General features: G+C 60.2%; 23 protein-coding genes and 1 tRNA gene. 6 read left to right on the plus strand and 18 right to left on the minus strand.

Annotated features, from left to right (window positions below):
* Positions 1-639 precede the first annotated feature (639 nt).
* From AWB70_RS02630 to AWB70_RS02675, 11 genes are all read right to left on the minus strand, one after another.
* The gene (locus tag AWB70_RS02630) at positions 640-1,854 is read right to left on the minus strand and encodes a hypothetical protein (protein WP_143281598.1); all 1,215 of its coding nucleotides are present in this window, start codon (positions 1,852-1,854) and stop codon (positions 640-642) included.
* Positions 1,855-2,002: 148 nt separating this feature from the next.
* Positions 2,003-2,188, minus strand: coding sequence for a hypothetical protein (locus AWB70_RS38175; RefSeq protein ID WP_143281599.1), 186 nt, complete (start codon positions 2,186-2,188; stop codon positions 2,003-2,005).
* A 169-nt stretch (positions 2,189-2,357) separates the two neighbouring features.
* Positions 2,358-3,218, minus strand: coding sequence for a TIR domain-containing protein (locus AWB70_RS38930; RefSeq protein ID WP_053567573.1), 861 nt, complete (start codon positions 3,216-3,218; stop codon positions 2,358-2,360).
* Positions 3,219-3,461: 243 nt separating this feature from the next.
* A complete protein-coding gene (locus AWB70_RS38935; RefSeq protein WP_063786665.1) occupies positions 3,462-3,851 on the minus strand; it encodes a hypothetical protein in 390 nt (129 codons plus the stop codon).
* Positions 3,852-4,101: 250 nt separating this feature from the next.
* On the minus strand, positions 4,102-4,410 hold the full coding sequence (locus AWB70_RS02645) for a hypothetical protein (protein ID WP_053567238.1): 309 nt from the start codon (positions 4,408-4,410) through the stop codon (positions 4,102-4,104).
* A gap of 890 nt (positions 4,411-5,300) precedes the next feature.
* Positions 5,301-5,567: a hypothetical protein gene (locus AWB70_RS02650; protein ID WP_143281600.1), complete on the minus strand. Its 267-nt coding sequence runs from the start codon at positions 5,565-5,567 to the stop codon at positions 5,301-5,303.
* Positions 5,568-5,806: 239 nt separating this feature from the next.
* Positions 5,807-5,882: transfer RNA gene (locus AWB70_RS02655), tRNA-Ala, on the minus strand.
* Between the two features lie 56 nt (positions 5,883-5,938).
* The gene (locus AWB70_RS02660; protein WP_053567237.1) at positions 5,939-6,283 is read right to left on the minus strand and encodes a c-type cytochrome; all 345 of its coding nucleotides are present in this window, start codon (positions 6,281-6,283) and stop codon (positions 5,939-5,941) included.
* Positions 6,280-7,083: a BON domain-containing protein gene (locus AWB70_RS02665; protein ID WP_053567236.1), complete on the minus strand. Its 804-nt coding sequence runs from the start codon at positions 7,081-7,083 to the stop codon at positions 6,280-6,282. The genes AWB70_RS02660 and AWB70_RS02665 overlap by 4 nt, the downstream gene beginning before the upstream one ends.
* 21 nt (positions 7,084-7,104) lie before the next feature.
* Positions 7,105-7,692, minus strand: coding sequence for a phosphoheptose isomerase (locus AWB70_RS02670; RefSeq protein ID WP_045451627.1), 588 nt, complete (start codon positions 7,690-7,692; stop codon positions 7,105-7,107).
* Between the two features lie 105 nt (positions 7,693-7,797).
* Complete coding sequence (locus AWB70_RS02675) at positions 7,798-8,211, minus strand: YraN family protein (RefSeq protein WP_053567572.1); 414 nt, start codon at positions 8,209-8,211, stop codon at positions 7,798-7,800.
* A 30-nt stretch (positions 8,212-8,241) separates the two neighbouring features.
* On the opposite strand from AWB70_RS02675, the gene rsmI reads away from it, so the two are divergent.
* Positions 8,242-9,132 carry a 16S rRNA (cytidine(1402)-2'-O)-methyltransferase gene (rsmI, locus tag AWB70_RS02680; RefSeq protein WP_053567235.1) on the plus strand — a complete coding sequence of 297 codons (891 nt, stop codon included), beginning with the start codon at positions 8,242-8,244 and terminating at the stop codon, positions 9,130-9,132.
* 59 nt (positions 9,133-9,191) lie between these two features.
* Here the strand turns inward: rsmI and AWB70_RS02685 are convergent, their stop codons facing one another.
* Positions 9,192-9,797, minus strand: a complete 606-nt coding sequence (locus AWB70_RS02685) for a septal ring lytic transglycosylase RlpA family protein (RefSeq protein ID WP_014192774.1) — start codon at positions 9,795-9,797, stop codon at positions 9,192-9,194.
* A 666-nt stretch (positions 9,798-10,463) separates the two neighbouring features.
* Between AWB70_RS02685 and AWB70_RS02695 the strand changes: the two genes are divergently transcribed.
* From AWB70_RS02695 to AWB70_RS02705, 3 genes are all read left to right on the plus strand, one after another.
* Positions 10,464-11,108 (plus strand): MBL fold metallo-hydrolase, encoded by a 645-nt coding sequence (locus tag AWB70_RS02695; RefSeq protein ID WP_053567234.1) that lies wholly within the window; start codon positions 10,464-10,466, stop codon positions 11,106-11,108.
* A complete protein-coding gene (locus AWB70_RS02700) occupies positions 11,105-11,743 on the plus strand; it encodes a 3'-5' exonuclease family protein (RefSeq protein WP_053567233.1) in 639 nt (212 codons plus the stop codon). The genes AWB70_RS02695 and AWB70_RS02700 overlap by 4 nt, the downstream gene beginning before the upstream one ends.
* 104 nt (positions 11,744-11,847) lie before the next feature.
* Positions 11,848-12,306, plus strand: a complete 459-nt coding sequence (locus tag AWB70_RS02705; protein WP_008352298.1) for an Lrp/AsnC family transcriptional regulator — start codon at positions 11,848-11,850, stop codon at positions 12,304-12,306.
* Between the two features lie 9 nt (positions 12,307-12,315).
* On the opposite strand, the gene AWB70_RS02710 is transcribed toward AWB70_RS02705, so the two are convergent.
* The 3 genes from AWB70_RS02710 to AWB70_RS02720 form a co-directional block, all read right to left on the minus strand.
* Positions 12,316-13,503, minus strand: a complete 1,188-nt coding sequence (locus AWB70_RS02710; protein ID WP_053567232.1) for a cation diffusion facilitator family transporter — start codon at positions 13,501-13,503, stop codon at positions 12,316-12,318.
* 193 nt (positions 13,504-13,696) lie between these two features.
* A complete protein-coding gene (locus tag AWB70_RS02715; RefSeq protein ID WP_014192770.1) occupies positions 13,697-14,002 on the minus strand; it encodes an H-NS histone family protein in 306 nt (101 codons plus the stop codon).
* A 359-nt stretch (positions 14,003-14,361) separates the two neighbouring features.
* Positions 14,362-15,042: a HugZ family pyridoxamine 5'-phosphate oxidase gene (locus AWB70_RS02720; RefSeq protein WP_053567231.1), complete on the minus strand. Its 681-nt coding sequence runs from the start codon at positions 15,040-15,042 to the stop codon at positions 14,362-14,364.
* A 158-nt stretch (positions 15,043-15,200) separates the two neighbouring features.
* On the opposite strand from AWB70_RS02720, the gene AWB70_RS02725 reads away from it, so the two are divergent.
* Positions 15,201-16,427 carry an MFS transporter gene (locus tag AWB70_RS02725; protein ID WP_053567230.1) on the plus strand — a complete coding sequence of 409 codons (1,227 nt, stop codon included), beginning with the start codon at positions 15,201-15,203 and terminating at the stop codon, positions 16,425-16,427.
* Between the two features lie 52 nt (positions 16,428-16,479).
* On the opposite strand, the gene AWB70_RS02730 is transcribed toward AWB70_RS02725, so the two are convergent.
* Complete coding sequence (locus AWB70_RS02730; protein ID WP_041730864.1) at positions 16,480-17,625, minus strand: branched-chain amino acid ABC transporter substrate-binding protein; 1,146 nt, start codon at positions 17,623-17,625, stop codon at positions 16,480-16,482.
* Between the two features lie 540 nt (positions 17,626-18,165).
* On the opposite strand from AWB70_RS02730, the gene AWB70_RS02735 reads away from it, so the two are divergent.
* Entirely contained in the window at positions 18,166-18,870 is a 705-nt protein-coding gene (locus AWB70_RS02735; RefSeq protein ID WP_053567229.1) for a dienelactone hydrolase family protein, read from the plus strand.
* 40 nt (positions 18,871-18,910) lie between these two features.
* Here the strand turns inward: AWB70_RS02735 and AWB70_RS02740 are convergent, their stop codons facing one another.
* Together AWB70_RS02740 and AWB70_RS02745 are read right to left on the minus strand one after the other, a co-directional pair.
* Positions 18,911-19,093 (minus strand): hypothetical protein, encoded by a 183-nt coding sequence (locus AWB70_RS02740; RefSeq protein ID WP_041730863.1) that lies wholly within the window; start codon positions 19,091-19,093, stop codon positions 18,911-18,913.
* A 226-nt stretch (positions 19,094-19,319) separates the two neighbouring features.
* Positions 19,320-20,582, minus strand: a complete 1,263-nt coding sequence (locus AWB70_RS02745) for an MFS transporter (RefSeq protein WP_053567228.1) — start codon at positions 20,580-20,582, stop codon at positions 19,320-19,322.
* Positions 20,583-20,825: the final 243 nt, after the last annotated feature.

Consider the following 20,825-nt stretch of genomic DNA (forward strand, 5'->3'; position numbering starts at 1 on the left):
GCCGCGAAGGAAGTCGAATTCTCGTTGCCCAAAGCCAAGGCAAGTTCACTCTGGTGAAGATGGTGGCGTGGACTGGCGCACCATTAGCCAGCGATTCAGCAACTGACGTTTGTCTTTGCGGACATCACGATCGAACTCCTGTTGTGGAACGAGGCGGATTGCCTCATTCGCCAACATACGGAACTGCAAACCTGGCCCCTCTTCACGCCAAGGTCTGACCGTACCCGTATGCCCCGAGTTGTTTAGGTCCTACGGCCGCCTATGGGCACCGGCCGGCCCTGAGAAATCACGACTCGAGCGTCGCCGCAATTTGGCGAGAGACAGTCGAGCTATCGGACGTCTTGCAGATCGTGTGAACCAACAGCGGTTTGTAGATCGTGCTACTGATTCGACCGTTCATGACGCGTAGGGAGCGCGCGCCCGATATGTAACCGTCAATCTCTTAACGTTTAGTGGCATCAAGGATCATTTTTCTTATAACCAAGTTTTCCAGCTTTGCGACGATAGGGGATGAATTGTCTACGTGTTGTTTCAGATGCAAGCCCTCATTGTAGATAACGCCTAATAGAAATGCGACTTCGGGAATGTGTGTGCCGATAGACACCGCGAAATCGAGTTTTTTCCGCGTTCCGTTTGTGTCTAAAAATCTTTGCCCGGATTCAGGGTCGCTAATCTTCTCATATAAAATTCTTCTATTTTTACTCTAACGTAGCAGCAGACCGCAAATGGATCATATTTTTCCTCACCCTTACTATATTTTCCCCATTCCTCGGCAATGAAAGCGTGAAATTTAACCGATTTCCCCAAAGTCTCTTTTAAACCGAGGGCTGCGAATTCTTTTTGGAGGTCTATTGACGATGGATCGAAGTGAAGGTGGTGTCTTTCAACGCCAGCCTTGATTGAAATGTTGCCACGATGAATAATTAATTTCTTTAAATGCTCGTTTATAACTGGCGCCCGTTTGTCGACGAAATATATCTTTTGATCTTGGAACGCGTGATTCTTAAAATAAACCGGATTCAAGTGCGTAAAAATGAGCGGGTAGATCCGCTTTTCAGCCGTTTTCATGTCATCGATAAGATTCGATATGTAATACTGAACAGCCGTGAGATTCCCGTCATCGAGATAATCAAAAACTTCGTCAACTATGATGACGCAATCGCGCTTACGTATTTTGCCCTTGATCCGCTGAATCATTGCCGCGAATGTCAGTGAATCACGTTGACCATTTGAAATATGGAGCGCGTTAGGAAATTCAACAATCAACATACCCTTGCGCTCTTTCGGTTTAATTTTCTTCCACGTCGTATCGAAGGAGGAAATGAGTTGTTTGTACGCTTCTTTGTCACGCACGTATTGAGCATACACGCATGCGGCCTGAAAACGTTTTGGATCTTTTCCATAAAGAGTACATAGCTGATATGCAGCAAATAAACTGTCCACGCGCTCCTTTATCTCCGGAACATGCTGCATGACGATATCAGCAATTCGGCTTAAGCACGATATTTCATTGAGCCTGTTTTCACAGTTTACTTTGATCCAATCACGAATTCCATTTGCGTCCCCGTTCTGGATATTAATTTCGCTTGCAATCACTCCCCATTTATCTTGGATTCTGGCGCCAGAGAATTTGTTCAGCGTCGCGTACTCATTGGAAAGTGCATCGATTGCGGCGGCGTTATTCAATATGCAATCAATCCCCTCAAGAAATTTTCCATTCTTCCCGAATGCCTTGCGAGTTTCCGCGATCCCATAAACAAAATGCACAGCTGCTGGAATTTTATCGACGAGGACCACCTCATTTATTTTTAACGAGGCCGACGCAGTCGTGAATCCACTTACGTTGTTCTTCACGGCTTTAGCTTGTAGCCGGCTGTTGATCACATATACGTCGAGGACTTTTGAAATTTCATTCTTCGCCTCATCCGCCGTCAAAACGCAGATTTGGCCATCTTCGCTCTTCAGCTCAATGGTCAGTATCGGTTTATTGGCTTTGTTGCCCTCATGAAGAGGGTCGTCGTCTAACTTCAGCCTCGCTTGGTTTAAGCTCGCGAACGCTGCCGTTATAGAGCTTTTCCCGAAACCGTTTGGTGCAACTAATAGCGACGGCTTGTTTGGCAGGATTTCCGCCGATATTAAGTTCTTTAGCGCCTTTTACATTTTCGACTTTTATGCGACGGATGGTCATTTGTATTATCCGAATTGGTATCTTTGGGCATGCAAGGTTCTCCAAATCCCCGAACTAGCCGAGCGCTGCCTGTTGAATGAACGCAACAATACCGGGTCGGTACCCGCGCGCTCGCCGGCCAAAATGACCAGAGGCGGCGCACCGATGCCATTGAGCGTGGTGGGCAGGTTCATAGCCGCATGACTTTGTTCCAGTCAACCTCATGGCCGGCCGCTTGAAGTTCACGTCCCAAGGCCTGTTTCCAGCCACCGCTGTCATCCATCTTTTCCCAGACTACACCGGCAAAGTCACTGGGAATTTCCAGCGTCCCGCGCTTGAGCGCACACACCCTTTCCCTCCCGAGACGCCCAATGAAATAGCCCAATTCAAGGAGGACATTCTGCCTGGCTCGCGGCTCGGGTTCGCTCCCCTTCGCGCATCCAGCATCGTCGGGCGTCAGCAGCACCACGGCGAAATGCACATCGCCGTGCGCCTCAATCTTTTCGATCACCGTGCGCCCTTGATTGGCCTGTTCGTGCAGGATGACTGGCTCGAAGTCAATTCTTTCGAGGAAGCGGGCGACAGTTTCGCGCGCAGCTCCGTCGTGTCCATGAACGACAAATACCCGTCGCGACAGCGGCGCCTTCCGTGACTTATCCTCAGTAGGAGCATATTCGACGTCAGCGAGCTCGGCCTGCATTGACGTTCTTGCTGACTGTAGAAGTCCGATAGCTCGGTCTACGTTCTCGCCCACTTCTTCCCTAAGTCGCACCTCTAAATCACTATGCTTGGCGAAAAAGCCCGGCCGCGGCGCAGGCACGTACAAACTTCCAGCAGCCTGGAAGTGCGTGTAGCGCGAAGTGTTGTAACCAAAGCATCTCTCAAGCGTGTCGCGGATCCCCGCCTGCAAAGCAACGAGCGCGAACCTGTTGTTGTCGGAGTACGTCCTGACGTCGAAGGCGCGCAACTCAGCTATGTGTCCGTCGAGCTCGCGGATACGCCGTTCGATCTGAGCAGGCAACAGAGTAGAAGGCGCAGCAGTCGTGCTCATTCGATAGTCCATTCTTAATTCGATAAAGGACATTCTCACATATAGGTGCAACGCTCATCGAGCATTCGGCGTGTGCGCACGACGTGCGCACAATACCCCGGTCTCAAAACAGAGAACTATAGAGACAGCGTGTTTGAAACAGATAATGAGGTTGACGCGCCCACCCACTGTCAGGGCGGACCTAAGGGCCTCAGCCCCGCTCCGATGCATCGGGTTTGGGCGCTCGGAGACAGCCATTAGAATTCATTCTGCCTTCGATAACCTTTCGATTCGAACGTTTGACTCATCAATGAAAGCCAAGGCATCGTCCAAAGCATCGTTAGCTGCTTTTGTAGATTTCGCAACGCTCTCAAGTAGGTCGAGTAAATCAGGCGGCAGGGGGTCGTTGAAGTCATCGCGAACATCAAGACTGGAGACGAATTGCTCTCCGTGCTCCACGGAAAATCTTACAAGCTCCCGGTGCCCGTCCGGATATTTCTTAATGCAGAGTCCGATAGGGGAATCCGCATCGCGGTAGTAAATCGCCCTTCCTGCGTCAAGATGCTCGCGCGCTGCACGGCCATCGTCGGATTGCAGAAGACGAATCCACTCGTCCGTATCATCTGGCAGACCTTTGAATTGGTCGTCTTTCACAGTAGGTCCACCTCCGAGGCTGAATGAAGTTTAGCTGCTAAATCTGCCGAGTTCGCCAGCTTCTTCGCATCGGCCGTAGGTCGTTAGCGGTGCGTTCATGATATTAGCTTAAGGGCAGTGCGCTGTTCGACTAGCGAAGGATTAGCCTTTGAATCGCGACTGTCGTCGCAAGCTGTCGCCAGGTTTGAGCACCAAAGCACTGGGAATATTAGCGCTGAGCTGCAAGGGGGCCTGTAAGACTCTGAAAGAGCTATACCGCTTCAGGACGACCTTTGTTGCTGTGTCGCTTTCGAATTTTTCGGTCCAGCTTCCTTACTTGTTTCTCAAGCTCCTCAATCTTTGCGAGATAGGGCCTGAGCTCGTCCATGATACGATCCTCCCGTTCCCGGAGTTGCTTGACCATGAATGCGTAGTCTCGCTCGTACTTTTGACGAGCCACCCACGTTTCCGACCACGCACGATTAAGCTCTTCGCTGTCCTTCCTCAGCTTCCGCAATTCGCGTATCGCCGTCTTCAGTTGCGCATCTTCTGCCAGTTCAGCAGCTAGTTCCGGGTTCATGTCAGGCCTCGCTTGCGCACGGTCCACTGGCACATCGCTTCGATTACAGCTCCGCACAAACTCGCCGTTCTAAGTCTGCGGGATTGAATAAATCGCGCGCCCCCGTACTGTCAATGAACGGAGCTGACGGCCTTACGCGCCATTGCCGTTGATGCCATCGCACGCAGATTCAGGGCCTCTTGCACAATCTCAAGCCGCGAGGCACGGCTTCGAGGCCCTTACGGGACCGGCATGAGCCTCCAAAGCCCCAAAACAACCGCGCCTTGATGTTGTAGATTCGAGCCGTGCGAAAAATCGTGCCGCCGCCTCTACGTTGACAGTACGGGGGCGGGGTTAGTTGCTATAGGCTCCACTCCTGTGGGGCCCGTCTTCTCCTTGTCGATACGCCGATTCGAAGCGGAGATGAACGACAGGCGTCGTCTACAGCGTCCTTCTGGACGGACGCAGCAATCAAGGAACGCGCTCACGCTTTTCCCGCTCCACCATCGATCACCCTTCGTTATTAATCCAGCTCGCCGCTCGGCAGAGGGGTGGGGTTCTCAACCCCTCCCCTCTACCGAGGAGCTTATTTCTTTCGGGCCGTCAACCTCCGTCCGCCGCGTCCGGCGGTCTCCCGAGACGGGGCTTGACGGAATAGCGCCGCGGTCCCTTATAGCTCGGCAAAACCGCTATCAAATGCTCGCCTTGCAGGTCAAATGTCACCAGCTCCCGTCGACCGTCCGGATACACCTTCAAAATTCCATCCATACCTTCCGGAGCCGACACATACGCCGGTTGACCGGCTGCTAAGACCGCTTCAAACGGCCGCTCACGCAGAATGGCTCTAATGTCCAGCTCGAACGGGCGCGGCTTCCGCGTCGAACGTGCCGCTTTGCGACCTGACCAGCCCATCACACCGAGGTCCCAAGCGCCGACACATCAAATCCAACAACCTCGACCTCCGACACTGCATCGGCGACGTGCAGGCCAATCCACCTTTCTACATCTTCCGCTCGCCAAAGAAGGCGTTTCGTATTGGGAAGTCGGCAGATTGGCGGAAGAGACTGGGGATTTCGCGTCGCATCGCTACGGATGCTGGCGACAGACTTTTGTAGATGCTCGGCGAGTTGATCGACCGTAAGTAGCGCTTGCATGGACATGGCTGTTTTTTGCGCCATGTCACATTTGTGCACACAGCGGCGTTGGTTGGCTGATGTATGCAAGGTTGACTTTAAGCATCTTTAAAGTCTCGGTAGAAAAGCGAAGTGTTTTCTACCAGTGAGCGGTGGGCGGTGGGCTCTTGCGCTACCACTCGACGCCACAAATCTGCCACATCGCGTGTGCATAAAGGTGCGATAGAAAGCGAAACAACGCACTACATCGCAAGACGTAGTGCGTTGTTTCTAAAGCAAATTCGTGGTGGAGAGGAGGAGGATCGAACTCCCGACCTTCGCATTGCGAACGCGACGCTCTCCCAGCTGAGCTACCCCCCCAACGAACCAAAATTGTACCACAGCAAAATCGCCATCAGCGCAAGCTGCCCATCCCGTCACTTCTGCGGCGCCCCCGCCAGAACCCACGCGACCACAGTCCTGATATCCGCATCGTTCATTCTGGGATGCGAGGGCATCGGAATCGGCCCCCACACGCCCGCGCCGCCGTTCTTCACCTTCTTTTCGAGCTGCGCGCTTGCCTGCGGCTGTCCCTTGTACTTCTCCGCGATCTGTTGAAACGACGGCCCCACGAGCTTGCGATCGATCGCGTGACAGCCCATGCACGCATTGCCCCGCGCGATCGCCATCGCGTTGGCGGAAGAAACCGGCTGCTCCGCCGCGCCCGCGCCAAACGACGCGGCGACCACCGCCGCGCCCAACATTACACGCAACACGCTCATTTCGCCGCCGGAGCCGGAGCGGGATTGCCCGGATGCACATCCGAATTCTTCACCGGCGCGGGCGACTGCGTGTCCAGCGGACGCGAGCTCACGCCCGAATCAGGCACCGTGCCGACCGTCGCTTCGGCCGGCGCGCTCGCCGCCGAGACCGCGCTCGCATCGGATGCGGCCGCCGCCTCGAGCGCCTGCGCCTCTTCCGGCTTGATGTACTGGAAGACCTTCACGACCTGCTCGACGCCCGGCACGCGCGCGGCGACATCGGCGCCATGCGCGCCTTCATCCTGCGTGACGAGTCCCATCAGATAGACGACGCCGCGTTCGCACACCACCTTGTAGTAGTTCGCGCGCAAGTCCTTCTCGCCGACCATCGCGGTCTTCACGCGGCCTTCGAGGTACGAGTCGTTCGCGCGCGACGAAATCGAGCTCGCACCCTGGATCGCCAGTTCATTGACGATGCTGCCCACGTTGTTGATGTCGCGCACGACCGCTTCGGCCTTCTGCTTCGACGCGTCATCGGGGACTTCGCCGGTCAGCAGCACGCGCCGGTTGAAGACGGTCACGTTGACATGCGCCGTATCGGGCAGATTCTCGTTGATGCGCGAAGTCGCCTTGATCTGGATCTCGCGGTCTTCCGTCTGCGCGCCGAGCGTGCGGCGATCCGTGGCGATCAACGTGCCGCCGGCCGCCGCGCCGACGACCGCGAGCGCGCAGCCCTGCAACGTCAATGCGACTCCCGACAACAGGCTCACCACCAGCGTGGCCTGGGCTAGCGTCGCCTTGACGCGTGTCTTGTTCGTCAACTCCGTTCCCCCTTTTCAGTTTCAGTCGTCGCCGAGCAGCATCGCATCGATGCCGTCGCACAAACAGTGAATGATCAGCAGATGGACTTCCTGGATGCGCGCCGTGCGATCGGACGGCACGCTGATATGGATATCGGTCTCGGCAAGCACATCGGACATCGCGCCGCCGCCCTTGCCCGACAGCGCGATCACGATCATCTCGCGCTCGTGCGCTTCCTGAATCGCCGCGAGCACGTTGACCGAATTCCCCGACGTGCTGATCGCCAGCAGCACGTCCCCCGTCTGGCCGAGCGCGCGGACCTGATTCGAGAAGATCTGCTCGAACGCATAGTCGTTGCCGATGGCCGTGAGAATCGACGAATCGGTCGTCAGCGCGATCGCCGGCAAGCCCGGACGCTCGCGCTCGAAGCGGCCGATCAGTTGCGCGGCAAAACGTTGCGCGTCGGCCGCCGAGCCGCCGTTGCCGCAGACGAGAATCTTGTTGCCGTTCGCGAGCGCGCCGAAGAGCGTGTCGACGGCCGCCGCGATCGGCACCGCCAGCGCGTCGAGCGCTTCGAGTTTGAGTGCCGCGCTGTCGCGGAATTGCTGTTGAATACGTTCGACTGACATCGACTCTCGATCATCGGCCGCGGCATACGCTGCGGTGTGTGGCTTGAACGCTCAAGGCGCCGGTTGTTGCGCAGTTTACCGCATGCATCACGCGGCGAACCGCGCTCATGCCTCGTCGGCGCGAAACGCATCGCGCAGCCACGCGATACGGCCGGCATCGAACGCGACGATATCGAAGCGGCAGGCCGGCAACGCGCCGCGCCATGTCGCGAGGAAATGCTGCGCGGCATGCACGAGGCGGGCGCGCTTCCTTGCATCGACGCTCGCGGCGGCATTCGCATAGCGCCCGCCCTTTCTCGCGCGCACTTCGACGAACACGAGCGCGCCGCATTCGTCGAGCATGACGAGATCGATCTCGCCGCCGCGGCACGTCACGTTGCGCGCGACGAAGCGCATGCGTTGCCGCCGCAAAAAGTCGAGCGCATGCGTCTCGAAAACATCGCCGAGCGATTTGGACAAGGTTCCTCCATAAAAGTTGTCGGCGCGCGGCCGCGATGGCACGCGGCAAGCGCGTGGCAAAATGACGACCTTTCCCTCCACGCCGCGCTCATGCTTCAGATCTCCGACCTCGCCGCCGGGCAGCACTATCCGACGGGCGCGCTCTACGTCGTCGCCACGCCGATCGGCAACACGGCGGACATCACCGTGCGCGCGCTGCATGTGCTCGGACTCGTGGATCGCATCGCCGCCGAGGACACGCGCAACACGGCGCAACTGCTCGCGCGTTACGGCATCTCGAAGCCGTCGATTGCCGTGCACGAGCACAACGAACGCAGCGCGGCCGAACGCGTGATCGCGCATCTGAAGAACGGCGAGCGCATCGCGTGCGTGTCGGACGCGGGCACGCCCGGCATATCCGATCCCGGCGCGCGTCTGGTCGATGCCGTGCGCGAGGCGGGCTTGCCCGTCATTCCGCTGCCGGGCGCGAGCGCGCTCACGACGGCCCTGAGCGCGGCGGGCGCGTGGGTCGCGGAATTTTCGTTCGTCGGCTTTCTGCCGACCAAGTCGAAGCAGCGCGCCACGCAGTTGCGCACGCTCGCCGATAATCCGATGGCACTCGTCTTCTACGAGGCGCCGCATCGCATCGTGGAAACGACGCGTGCGCTCGGCGAGGCTTTCGGCGGCGAACGGCAGTTGCTGATCGCGCGCGAGTTGACGAAGTTACATGAGAGCCTGCATCGCTGCACCCTGGCCGAAGGGCCAGCGTGGCTCGAAGCCGATACCAATCGCCAGCGCGGAGAATTCGTTCTGGTCGTGCAAGGCGCGCCTGAAGCGCAGGATGCCGACGACGCGCACGACGCGCTGCTCACCACGCTGCTGGAAGAGTTGTCGGTGAAGAGCGCGGCACGCATTGCCGCCACGTTGACGGGCGCGCCGCGCAATGCGCTCTATGAACGCGCGCTGAAACTCGCGAAGCGCGACGATACGGCAGAAGAATAGAAAACGGGCCGTCGCGAGACGGCCCGTCATGGCACTACCGGATCCGGTACGGCGAAAGATCAGTTCACGCTGTCGTCGGCGAGCGCCTGAGCCTGCTCTTCACGCGCTGCACGCGCTTCCTGCTGCGTGAGACCTTCGATCTTCACCTTCTGCGTGCCGGCGCCGCGCATGCCGAGCACGGCCGCCGCAGCGTAGGACAAGTCGATCACTCGGCCGCGCACATAAGGACCGCGGTCGTTGATCTTCACCACCACGGTCTTGTGGTTGGCTTCGTTGGTCACGCGCACCCACGACGCGAGCGGCAGCGTGCGGTGGGCCGCGGTCATCGCGTTCATGTTGAACTTCTCGCCGCTCGCGGTCTTGCGACCGTGGAACATGCGGCCGTACCACGAGGCCTTGCCCTTCTGCTCGAAGCTGCCTGCGTCCGGGCCGGTGGTGATCGGCTCGGCGTTCGCGAGCGACGGAGCCGGGCTGGGCTTGTCGGCGGGCAGCGCGGACAAGTGCGAATCGAAGGCGAGCGGCGCCGTCGAGCGGGCACCGACCGTGCTGAGGGAGTTCGTTGTCTGAGGATTGGATGCGACATCGCCCGAACCCGGCGCGGCGCAACCCGCCAGCACGCCAACTGCTAGCAGGCTCCCGACATGTCGAATAAATCGAGCATTCATAGACGTGTATCAACGATAAAGGAGCGGCCGCGCTGCGCCGGTTAGGCGCGCACAAGGCTGCTCAAGGCTTCTCCGCGCAATGCAGAACGCCGCTCGGTCAAGCGAACGGCGAACTGTGCTCGGATGCGGCGTACTCGTGCCGCAAACGCCCGGTTATTGTTCACGTCTGGCGCAACCTGTCCCCGGCAGCCTGACCAGACCCCACATGCCGCCATCGAACATGGCATCACATTCGTGCGCTATAACAACTTGGTTGAGCGCAGGAACGGCGGCGTAGGCCCCATCCGGCGTGACGGCAGCTAAGGCCATCTCACAGACGCGCGGCGTCTGGCCGGACAAGACGTGTGCACCTACTGATGGTGCTTGAGTTGCAATTGCGAGGCTTTTGGCCCCCAACAGCGTACTGACGGCGGTTGTAAAAACGCACTAACGTTTCAGCAGTCGCCTAGTGACGGCATGGTTAACTCCATGCACAAGTAGTGCCATTATACAAAAAAAGCGGGGTTTGGCTCGCCGGACTGTGCAATCTGTCATTGATTTTCGCTATGAACGTAAGAATTGCCGGATTTCTTGAGGTTTTGCACGCTGATGTCGCCCTCGTCGCGGGTTTCCCCGCACCGGTACAATGAACGTTTTTACAGCCCGACTTGTACCGCCGACAGTCATATGAAAGTCATTCTCGTTCCCGTGACGCCTTTTCAGCAGAACTGCTCCATCGTGATCTGCGAAGCGTCGAAGCGCGCCGCGATCGTGGACCCGGGCGGCGACATCGACCGGATCATCGCCGAGGTCGACCGGCACGGCGTGACTGTCGAAAAGATTCTTCTGACGCATGGTCATCTCGACCACTGCGGCGGCGCGAAGGCGCTCGCGGCTCATTACGGCATACAAATAGAAGGACCGCATCGCGAAGACGCGTTCTGGATCGACCAGTTGCCCGCGCAGACTCAGCGCTTCGGTTTTTCGAACGCGGAGGCCTTCACGCCGGAACGCTGGCTCGCGGACGGCGACACCGTGCAGTTCGGCAACGAGTCGATGGAAGTGTATTTCTGCCCCGGACACACGCCCGGTCATGTCGTGTTCTTCAGCCGCGAGCACAGGCTCGCGTTCGTGGGCGACGTGCTGTTCGCCGGTTCGATCGGGCGCACCGATTTTCCGCGCGGCAATCACGCCGAACTCATCCGCTCGATCCGCGAAAAGCTCTGGCCGCTCGGCGACGATGTCACGTTCGTGCCGGGTCACGGCCCGGCATCGACGTTCGGGGAAGAACGGCGCAGCAATGCGTACGTGCGTGACGGAGTGAGCGCATGACCGCCAATGCCACCGCGGTTCCCGAAATCTACGTCAGCACGGACGTCGAAGCGGACGGTCCGATTCCCGGCCCGCATTCGATGCTGAGCTTCGCCTCGGCCGCGTACACGGCCGACAAGCAGCTCATCGGCACGTTCTCCGCGAATCTCGAAACGCTCGAAGGCGCGGCGCCGCATCCAGTTCAGGCCGCGTGGTGGAAAACGCAGCCCGATGCGTGGGCGGCTTGCCGCAAGGATCTGCAGAAGCCGGAAGTCGCGCTGCCCGCCTATGTGGAATGGGTGGAGGCGTTGCCGGGCAAGCCGGTGTTCGTCGCCTATCCGGCGGGCTTCGACTTCACCTATATGTTCTGGTACATGATGCGTTTCGCCGAGCGCTGCCCGTTCTCGTGGTCGGCGCTCGACATCAAGACGCTCGCCTTCGCGATGACCGGCCTGCCGTACCGAAAGGCGATCAAGCCGCGCTTGCCGAAACATTGGTTCGATGAACTGCCGCACACGCACGTCGCGCTCGACGACGCCATCGAGCAGGGCGCGCTATTCTGCAACATGCTTGCGGAGCTACGGGCGTCGCAGGCAGCGCTGGCGCGGCCATCGGACGAACCGAACGACGGCACTGAAGGTAAAACCGCGCCATGAGGCCAGCGAGTTAGGGAAACTCCCTCAGTGCGGGCGCATTGCATTGCGTTTCTTTTCCGACGCCTCTACCATTAGAGTCAAATCGCGACCGAACGGAGGCGCAGTTGACTCTCGATACATTCTCACAAAAAATCCTGCGTCTTCTGCAACTGGACGCGCGGCGCTCCGTTCAGGAAATCTCCGACCAGGTCGGCTTGTCGAGCACCCCGTGCTGGCGCCGCATCAAGGACATGGAGCAGTCGGGCGTCATTCAGCGCTATACCGCGCTGCTCGATCGCGAAAAGCTCGGCCTTCACGTCTGCGCGCTTGCGCATATCCATCTGACCCGGCACACGGAAGGCGGCGTCGAGCAATTCGAACGCGAAATTGCCACCTGCCCGGAAGTCACCGAGTGCTACAGCACGACCGGCGAGTCCGATTACATCCTCAAGATCGTCGCGCCGGATATCAAAGCGTACGACGCGTTCCTGCACGATCGCATTTTCAAGATTCCCGCGGTCGCGCAGGTTCGAACGAGCGTCGTGCTCCGCGAGATCAAATTCGATACGCAACTGCCGCTCTGACGCGACGCTTCAGCGCGGCAGATCGATTGTGCGTTTCGGTGTCGTGGCCGGCGCGAACCGGAGGGCCTGCGCGACGCGAATCTCGCGCGCGCCGATCTGCCGTTTGAGCGCGTCGAAGTCGATCGCCTTCAGGCGGATGGCCGTATCCATCGTGCTCGATGCCGCTAACACGACATCGACGCTAAAGCCGCTGCCAAGGTAATGCAGGTTCAACGCTTCGACCGGCAGCCCTTGCTGCGCGAATGCGGCGCTCACGGCCTCGGTCACGGCAGAACGCTGCGGAAAGTTGCCGGGCTGCGGATTGAGCGCATCGCTTTCCGGATCGACGTGAATGAGCGCATCGATGACGCGTGAGTCCGTCAGCAGGTTCGCGCGCGCCGATTCGGCAATGTAATGCCCCTCGGAAACCGTAATGAGCGGGTCGACCAGAACATGCGCGTCGACGATGGCCAGATCGCCCATCTTGCGCGTACGGAAGTCGTGAACCTCGCGCACGCCGGGCGTCTTCGACAGGATGCCGCGCAAATCTTGCGCCGTCGCTTCGTCGAGCGCCCTGTCGGAGAGATCCTGTAAAGCGTCCCACGCGAACGTCCATCCCATCTTGCCGATGAGAAAACCCACGACGGCGGCAGCAATCGGATCGAGAATTCGGAATCCCGCCAAACTGCCGATAATCCCGAGCGCGACCACGAGCGAAGACGCCGCGTCCGACCGCGCATGCCACGCGTTCGCGACCAGCAAAGCGGAGCGAATGCGTTCGGCGGCGCGAAGCATATAGCGAAAGAGCGCCTCCTTCGAAACGAGCACGATTATCGCGACCGCGAGCGCACCCGCCTTTACGGGCGGAATATCCTGAAGGTTGACGATGCGCGTTCCGGCGCGCCATAGCATTCCAACGCCGACCGCGATCAACAATCCGCCGAGGAATAACGAGGCGACCGTTTCGTACCGGTTATGCCCGTAGTTATGATCGACGTCGGGTTTGGCCGATGCCCGCCGATTGGCAACGAGAACGATAAAATCGGAGACGATGTCCGCCAGCGAATGAATGCCGTCGGCCAGCAATGCCTGAGAGTGTGCGACAAAGCCGACCACGAGCTGCGCCGTGGCAAGCCCGCTATTTAAGGCAATGCTCGTCCAGGTGGTTCGCCGCGCCACGTGCTGTTTTTCGGAAATGCCTGTAGTCGAAAGCGGCATGTAATTTACCCGAACCGTCCTTTCCCTCATCTTATCAGCGGTGTGCCCCTGCGCTTTCGAGGGTTCGAGCCAATCTTTTAAAATTTAGCTACTTAACTCCGCCCGAACGCTCTAGGCGATACGAAATACGGCCGCCACAACGAAAAAGCCGCGTCTTGAAACGCGGCCTTTGAATGCTGGGTACGGCGAGGAATTACTTGCCGATCAGAAAATTGTCCCGATCTTGACCAGCAATCCATTTCGGCGGCTTACCGCGGCCCGACCAGGTGCTGCCGCTTTCCGGGTCACGGTATTTCGGCGCTACGCCCGCCCGGCTGCTGCGTGCCGCCTTCGCGCCTTTTGCGCCCCGGCCGCCAGCCAGTTCCTGAAGCGTAATGCCATAATCCGCCATTTTCTGCTTGATCTCATTAAGCACTTCGGCGTATTCGCGCGACTTCGCTTCTTCAATCTGACGTTCGAGAGACTCGCGTTGTGCGAGGAGTTCCTTGTATGAAGGCATGGCAATTCCCTAAGTGGTGTGCTGACTCGCGAATCGGTACGCTCGCTTTCAATTATCAGTATAGCCTCGGACTGGGACGGAGATTAACACAGTTCTTATAATCGCTGCGTGCGCAAATTGCCGTCCAATAAAAGTTTAGTATCTTTCTTCGTAACAATTGCCGAAAAATCCGAAGTTTGGGGCCGCCGTCGTTCGAATGTAAAAAATGGCAATGAGGCGATCCGCACACTGCGTGATGGCATCGGATGAAAACACGGCAATATGACGCGCCCCGAACGTTTCATGGGATGGCAACTTGGCCGTCATTTCATTTTCGGAATCGGTCCGAGCGAGGTTGATTCGGACCGCAACGCGCTAAATCACTGACCGGAAGCGTCCATTTGCTGCGCGATAAAGCCGATTAGCGCAGCCCTCAATTCTTCGGCCGTGTGTTTCGGGTAATCGAATGTAAAACGATTGCGCACACTTCCCGAGAGCCAATCGCAGCCATATCGGTCCATCCCCAATAATCGGAGATTCTCCGGGCGGCCCGGATAAGCGTCGAATTCCGCGCAAAGCGACATTTCTTGCGCTGCCGAAAGCGGCTCCAGCGAGTCGAGTTCCTCGCCGGACAGCCAGCCCATTGCGCCGAATCCGCCGATATAGCGCATGCGCTCGACCGACATCACCCAGAAGGAGAAATCGCCGAGTTGCAGATAGCGCTCGGCGTCCGGGTGATAGCGCAAATAGCGGCGCGCGAGTTCGGCGCGCGCGTCGGGCGCGGCGGGCGCGAAACTGCCGAGCATGGTCAGGCGTTGTCCTTCCAGCACGCCGCCATCCGCCGCATGCGCGACGAGAAAGCCGGCGCGCGCATCGGCGTGGAGATTGCGCGTGTGCTCGGCGAGATGGCTGATGAGCAGCATCGGCACATGGCGCGCGGTCGGCGCGAACGGCAGCGCCGTCGGATACGGAAAGCCATGCGGCTCGCGCGAATGCGTGGCGAGCGTTCCCTCGGACACGCGATGCAGCAGGTGAAGCGGCGCTTGCGACGGAATGTTCATCCGGGCCTCGTGCGGTCATCGATCGTCGGACGATGTTAATGCAGCGCCTGCGAGCGTGTCGCCTGGCCGTTCGATAGAATCGAAAGCCTTCGCGTCCGACGGCATCATCCACGGCCGCCCTTGTTTTCCACGCAATCTTTCCGACGACGGTTTCTTTCGTGTCCGACTCGACCACCGCTTCCTCTGCCGCCCACGACGCCAATCCGACGCTCGCGCTGCATCGCAGCCTTCCGCGCGCCACGCGCGCCCGCGCCCGCTACGCAACGATGGCGGTGTTCTTCATCGCGGGCATGATGTACGCGTCGTGGGGCGTGCACGTTCCGACCGTGCGCGACAAGTTCGCGCTGAGTCCGGGCATGCTCTCCTTTGCGCTGCTCGCGGTCGCGGGCGGCTCGATCTTCGCCATGCTGACCACTGGATCGTGGATCGCGCGCGCCGGCACGCGCGCCGCATGCATGGCGGGCGGCACCACGATGATGCTCTGCGGCGCGCTGATTCTCGTGACGCCTTATTACTGGATGCTGCTCGTCGTGCTCGCGATCTTCGGCTTCGGCATGGCGACCCTCGATGTCGCGATGAACGCCGAAGCGAGCGCGGTCGAACAGGCGCTCGGCCTGCCGATCATGTCGTCGCTGCACGGCATGTTCAGCATCGGCGGCATGGCGGGCGCGGCCGCGGGCGGCGCGCTGCTCGCGCACGGGCTCGCGCCGGCCGCGCATCTCGCGCTCGCATCGGGCGTGGCCTTGCTGGTCCTGCTCGTATCGATGCCCGCGGTGCTGCCGCACGTGCCGCATCACGACGAGCACGCGAAGGCGTCGTCGTCGAACCGATGGCGCTCGGGCGCATTGTGGGCGCTCGGCGGACTCGCGCTCGTCGCGCTGATCGCGGAAGGCGCCATGTACGACTGGGCCACCGTCTACATGCGCGATGTCGTCGAGGCCACGCCTTCGGTGTCGAGCGCGGCTTACGCAGCGTTCTCGGGCGGCATGGCGGCCGGGCGTTTCGGCGGCGACGCGGTACGCGCGCGTTTCGGCGCGCCGCAATTGATTTTCGGCAGCGCGGGCCTCGCCTTCGTCGGCATGGTGATGGCGCTCGTGCTGCCAAACGTGATCGTCACGATGACGGGCTTCACGCTGATGGGCCTGGGTCTCGCGAACATGATGCCGGTGCTGTTCGCGGCGGCGGCGCGCGTCGAAGGCGTGACCGCGGCCGAAGGGCTCGCGCAGGTCGCGGGCCTTGCGTACTTCGGCCTGTTGTTCGGGCCGGTGCTGATCGGCGGCGTCGCACAGATCAGCAATCTGCCGATCGGCCTGTGCGTCGTCGCCGCGTGCTGCGCGATCATCACCGTCATCGGCCCGCGCATTCTCAGACGCCTGAAGATATAAAAAAAGCGCGCGGGCCTTTCGGCGCCGCGCGCTTTTCTCGAGCCGCGAAAAATTACATCTTCACGACGTCGAGCAGCGTCTTCTTGCCCTTCTTGTAGTCGTACAGCGAGATCACGCCGTGCTTCAGGTCGCCCTTCGAATCGAAGGTCGTCTGGCCGATCACGCCCTTGTAGTCCGTGTTCGGCATCGCGGCGAGAATCTTGGCCGGATCGACCGAGTTCGCGCGCTTCATCGCGTCGACGATGATGTACACGGCGTCATACGTGAACGGCGCGTAGATCTGGATCGGCTGGCCGAAACGCTTCTGGAACTTGGCCGCGAAAGCCTGGCCGCCTTCCATCTTCTCGAGCGCCATGCCCGCTTCCGAGCACACGATGTTGTCGGTCGCGTCGCCGGCGAGATCCGCCAGCTTTTCCGTGCAGACGCCGTCGCCTGCCAGGACCTTCGCGCGCAGGCCGAGCTGCTTGGCTTGCTTGGCGAACGGGCCGCCGGTCGCATCCATGCCGCCGTACATCACGGCGTCGGGGTTTTCGCCCTTGATCTTCGTCAGAATCGCGCGGAAGTCGACAGCCTTGTCGTTCGTCGCGTCATGCGAGATCACCTTCAGGCCGAGCGACTTGGCGGTCTTCTCGAACTCGTTCGCGAGACCCTGGCCGTAAGCGGTCGAGTCGTCGACGACGGCGACCGTCTTCACCTTCAGTTGCTTCGCCGCGTAGTTGGCGAGCGCCGGGCCTTGCTGCGCATCGGTCGCGACGACGCGGTACGTCGTCTTGAAGCCTTGCTGCGTGTAAGCCGGGTTCGTTGCCGACGGGGAAATCTGCACGATGCCCGCATCGCTGTAGATCTTCGATGCCGGGATCGACGTGCCCGAGTTCAGGTGGCCGACGACCGCCACGACCTTGTCGTCGACGAGCTTCTGCGCGACCTGCGTAGCGGTACGCGGGTCAGCCGCGTCGTCTTGCGGGTCGAGCACCAGCGTGATCTTCTCGCCGCCGACCGTGAGACCCTTCGCGTTGATTTCTTCGACTGCGAGCCGCGCGCCGTTTTCGTTATCCTTGCCCAGGTGAGCAATACCGCCGGTCAGCGGAGCGACGTGACCGATCCTGACCGTCTGGTCGGCTGCTGCGGACGTTGCCAACGTAGCGAACAGCACGGCTGCGGCGCTGATCGGCAACAGTTTGTGAAGCTTGGTGTTCATGTAAGTCTCCAGTTTCGGTCCCAAAAACAACGTAATCGCCCTGTGCCCCGTCTTTCATCACGATCGCTCAGTCCCGTGGACGACCACGCCGGATGCATCGTCATGCACTTGGCAAGTCCTTCCGGCAGGCCATTTGTGACGGCCGCCATCCGCACTGCGCGCAAGTGTAGGGTTGTCAAATTAATTTAGGGAAGCTTTTTAAGATACTGGTGTCACTACCGATTAACGGCCAGTTGTGATACGCCGCCGTTTGTGGTGGCGTTTCCTGCGAAGACGCCCTGTACATGCGGGTTTCCGCGACATTGGCGCGCAAAGGTTTGGGCGTCATTCAAGTTCGCCGGGCGCGCGCCGATAATCTCTGCCCGCCGGCATCATTAAGCTGTCTTTTTAATGCCGTTTTAGCGCGTGTTTAGATCCACTGCTCTAAAATGCCGCCGCGCGTCAAAGCGCGTGCCTGACGCCGCGCGGGCGTTCAGGGCGACTGAAAGGGAAAGCTGGCACACTCCATCGCCTCACTCTCTCATCGACAAGGAGTTCGACGTGACCGTATCCGTGACTTCCCGCTGGATCGACATTCCCGCCGACGGCGGCAGCTTCCAGGGCTATCTCGCGCTGCCCAAGACGGGCAGCGGCCCCGCCGTCATCATCCTGCAGGAGATCTTCGGCGTGAACAGCCACATCCGCAGCGTCGCCGATCAATACGCCGCCGATGGCTACGTCGCGCTCGCGCCGGACGTTTTCTGGCGCACGCAGCCGCGCGTCGAGCTGGGCTACGAAGGCGCGGATCGTCAGAAGGCGATGGAGCTGCTGCAAAAGACCGATGCGAATACCGCGGTCGCGGATGTCGGCGCGGCGGCCAAAGCGTTGCGCGCGCTGCCCGAAGTGACGGGCAAGGTCGCGGCGATCGGCTATTGCTTCGGTGGCCGTCTCGCGTATCTCGCGGCGGCGCAGGGTTCGGTGGATCTCGCGGTGGCGTACTACGGCGGCGGCATTCAGAATTCGCTCGACCAGGCCGATCAGGTCAAGGTGCCGATGCAGTTTCACTACGGCGAACTCGACGCGCACATTCCCGCCGAAGCGGTGGACGCCGTGCGCCAGAAGTTCGCGGGCCGCCAGGATTCAGCGCTCCACGTGTACCCGGCGGCTGATCACGGCTTCAACTGCGGCGATCGCGCGTCGTACAACGCGAAGGCGTCGGCGCTCGCGCACGGGCGCACGCTGACCTTCCTCGGCGAGCATCTGTAAAAGAGTCTGCCTGATCGGGCGCGCCTGAACGGCGCGCTCGTCATATCAGCGCGGGCAGTCCTTCCACGAGCAGAAATGCGGCGAGCACGCCCAACAGCGCGCCGAATACGCGCAGCACGTTGTTCTTGAAATGCGTCGCGCAAGGAATGGCCCCGAGAAATAGCGCGCCAGCCAGCGCCATCGGGATGATCAGAATGAAGTCGCCGATCGTGAAGTACGTCATAGTGCGTCTCCCATCGTCCTGCTTCTGGCTTTTCGATCGTCGCGCGATAAACGCCCGCCTCGACGATTCGAGTATAGGCCGCTCCTCGGGCGGCGTCGGCGCGACTTAGTGCGCTGGAAGACCGACGCGGCCGGCCAAAGCCTTGCGGAACAATGGCTTATATGCGTCCGTTTTTAAGCGGACACGGTAAACCCTTAGATTTGTCGTATTTCAAACCGCTTTCGTTTTACGCGGCCGCAGCGCGTTCGCGCCGGTTCAGATAAACCGCGCCGGCAAGTCCGATCAACAACAGCACGCCGATCAGTCCGGCGACGCCCGTCCATCCGAACGCGGTCCAGAAATGTCCGCCGTAGGCGCCGATGAGGCTCGATCCAAGGTAATACGCGAGCAGATAGAGCCCGGCCGCCTGTCCTTTCGCCTGCGCGGCGAGCCGCCCGACCCAGCTGCTAGCGACGGCATGCGCGGCGAAGAAGCCGAACGTCAGACAGGCGATGCCCGCGATGATCAAAGTCAACATGCTCGATAAGGTGAGCGCGACGCCGAGCATCATCAGGATGAGACTCGCGATCAGCACGCGGCCGCGCCCGAAGACATCGGCCATCTTGCCGGACCACGGCGACGCGACCACGCCCGTCAGATAAACCGTGAAGATCGCGCCAATCTGCGTCTGATTCAGTCGAAACGGCGCGCCGAGCAGCCGGTAGCCGACATAGTTATAGAGCGTGACGAAACTGCCCATCAGCACGAAGCCGAGCAGAAACAGGAACGGCAAGCCGCCGTGCCGCAGATGACCCGCGAGCGAGCGCCGATGATGCGCGAATCCCACGCCGCGGCGCGGCTGGAAGCGGCGCGAGGGCGGCAGCAGCGAGCGGAAAGCGAGCGTGGCCAGCAGACCCAGCACGCCGATTCCGCCGATCGCGATGCGCCAGCCGAACAGATCCGCGAGCACGCCGCTGATCACGCGCCCCGCCATGCCGCCGATGGCCGTTCCGCCGACATACAGGCCCATCGCGAGGCCGAGGCCATCGGGATGCACTTCCTCCGCGAGATAGGCCATCGCGACCGCGGGCACGCCGCCGAGCGCGAAGCCTTCGAGCGCGCGCACGACGAGCAGCGCGTGCCAGTCCGGCAGCACGGCGGCGACGACCGTCAGCAGCGACGACGCGAGCAGCGAAAGCGTCATCAACCGATGACGGCTCCAGCTTTCCGACATGAATCCCGCGATGAAAATGGCGATCGCGAGCGCCGCCGTGCTCACCGACACCGAAAGCGCGCTCACGGCCGGACTCACGCCGAACGCCTGGGTGAACTCCGGCAAGAGCGGCTGCACGCAATACAGCAGCGAGAACGTCGCGTAACCGGCGAACAGCAGCGCAAGCGACGCGCGCCAGTAAGCGCGCGAACCGCGTTCGAGATACGGCGCGGCGTTCGCGACGGGATTCGCGCCGTTGCCGGATGGCGGGCGCTGCGGTGCCGGTGATGCGTTCACGTTTGAAGTATTCTCTGAAAAATCCTCGACGATACGCCGATCCTAAGGGTTTTGCCTGATACGGCGGCCGTTGTTCGTTGTCGATCACCCCATAATTACTGCTGGCCGTCTGCGATCGACAACACAAGGCGGCGATTGGCATCGCGCCGACGCGACGCGTTGCGTTAAAGTGGTAGCACAACCGTTCATGAAACGGCCTATGTCGCGCTTGCCGCAACGAACGCGGCGCACAGTCTGGTGCAC

Source organism: Caballeronia cordobensis (assembly GCF_001544575.2).
Lineage (GTDB): Bacteria > Pseudomonadota > Gammaproteobacteria > Burkholderiales > Burkholderiaceae > Caballeronia > Caballeronia cordobensis.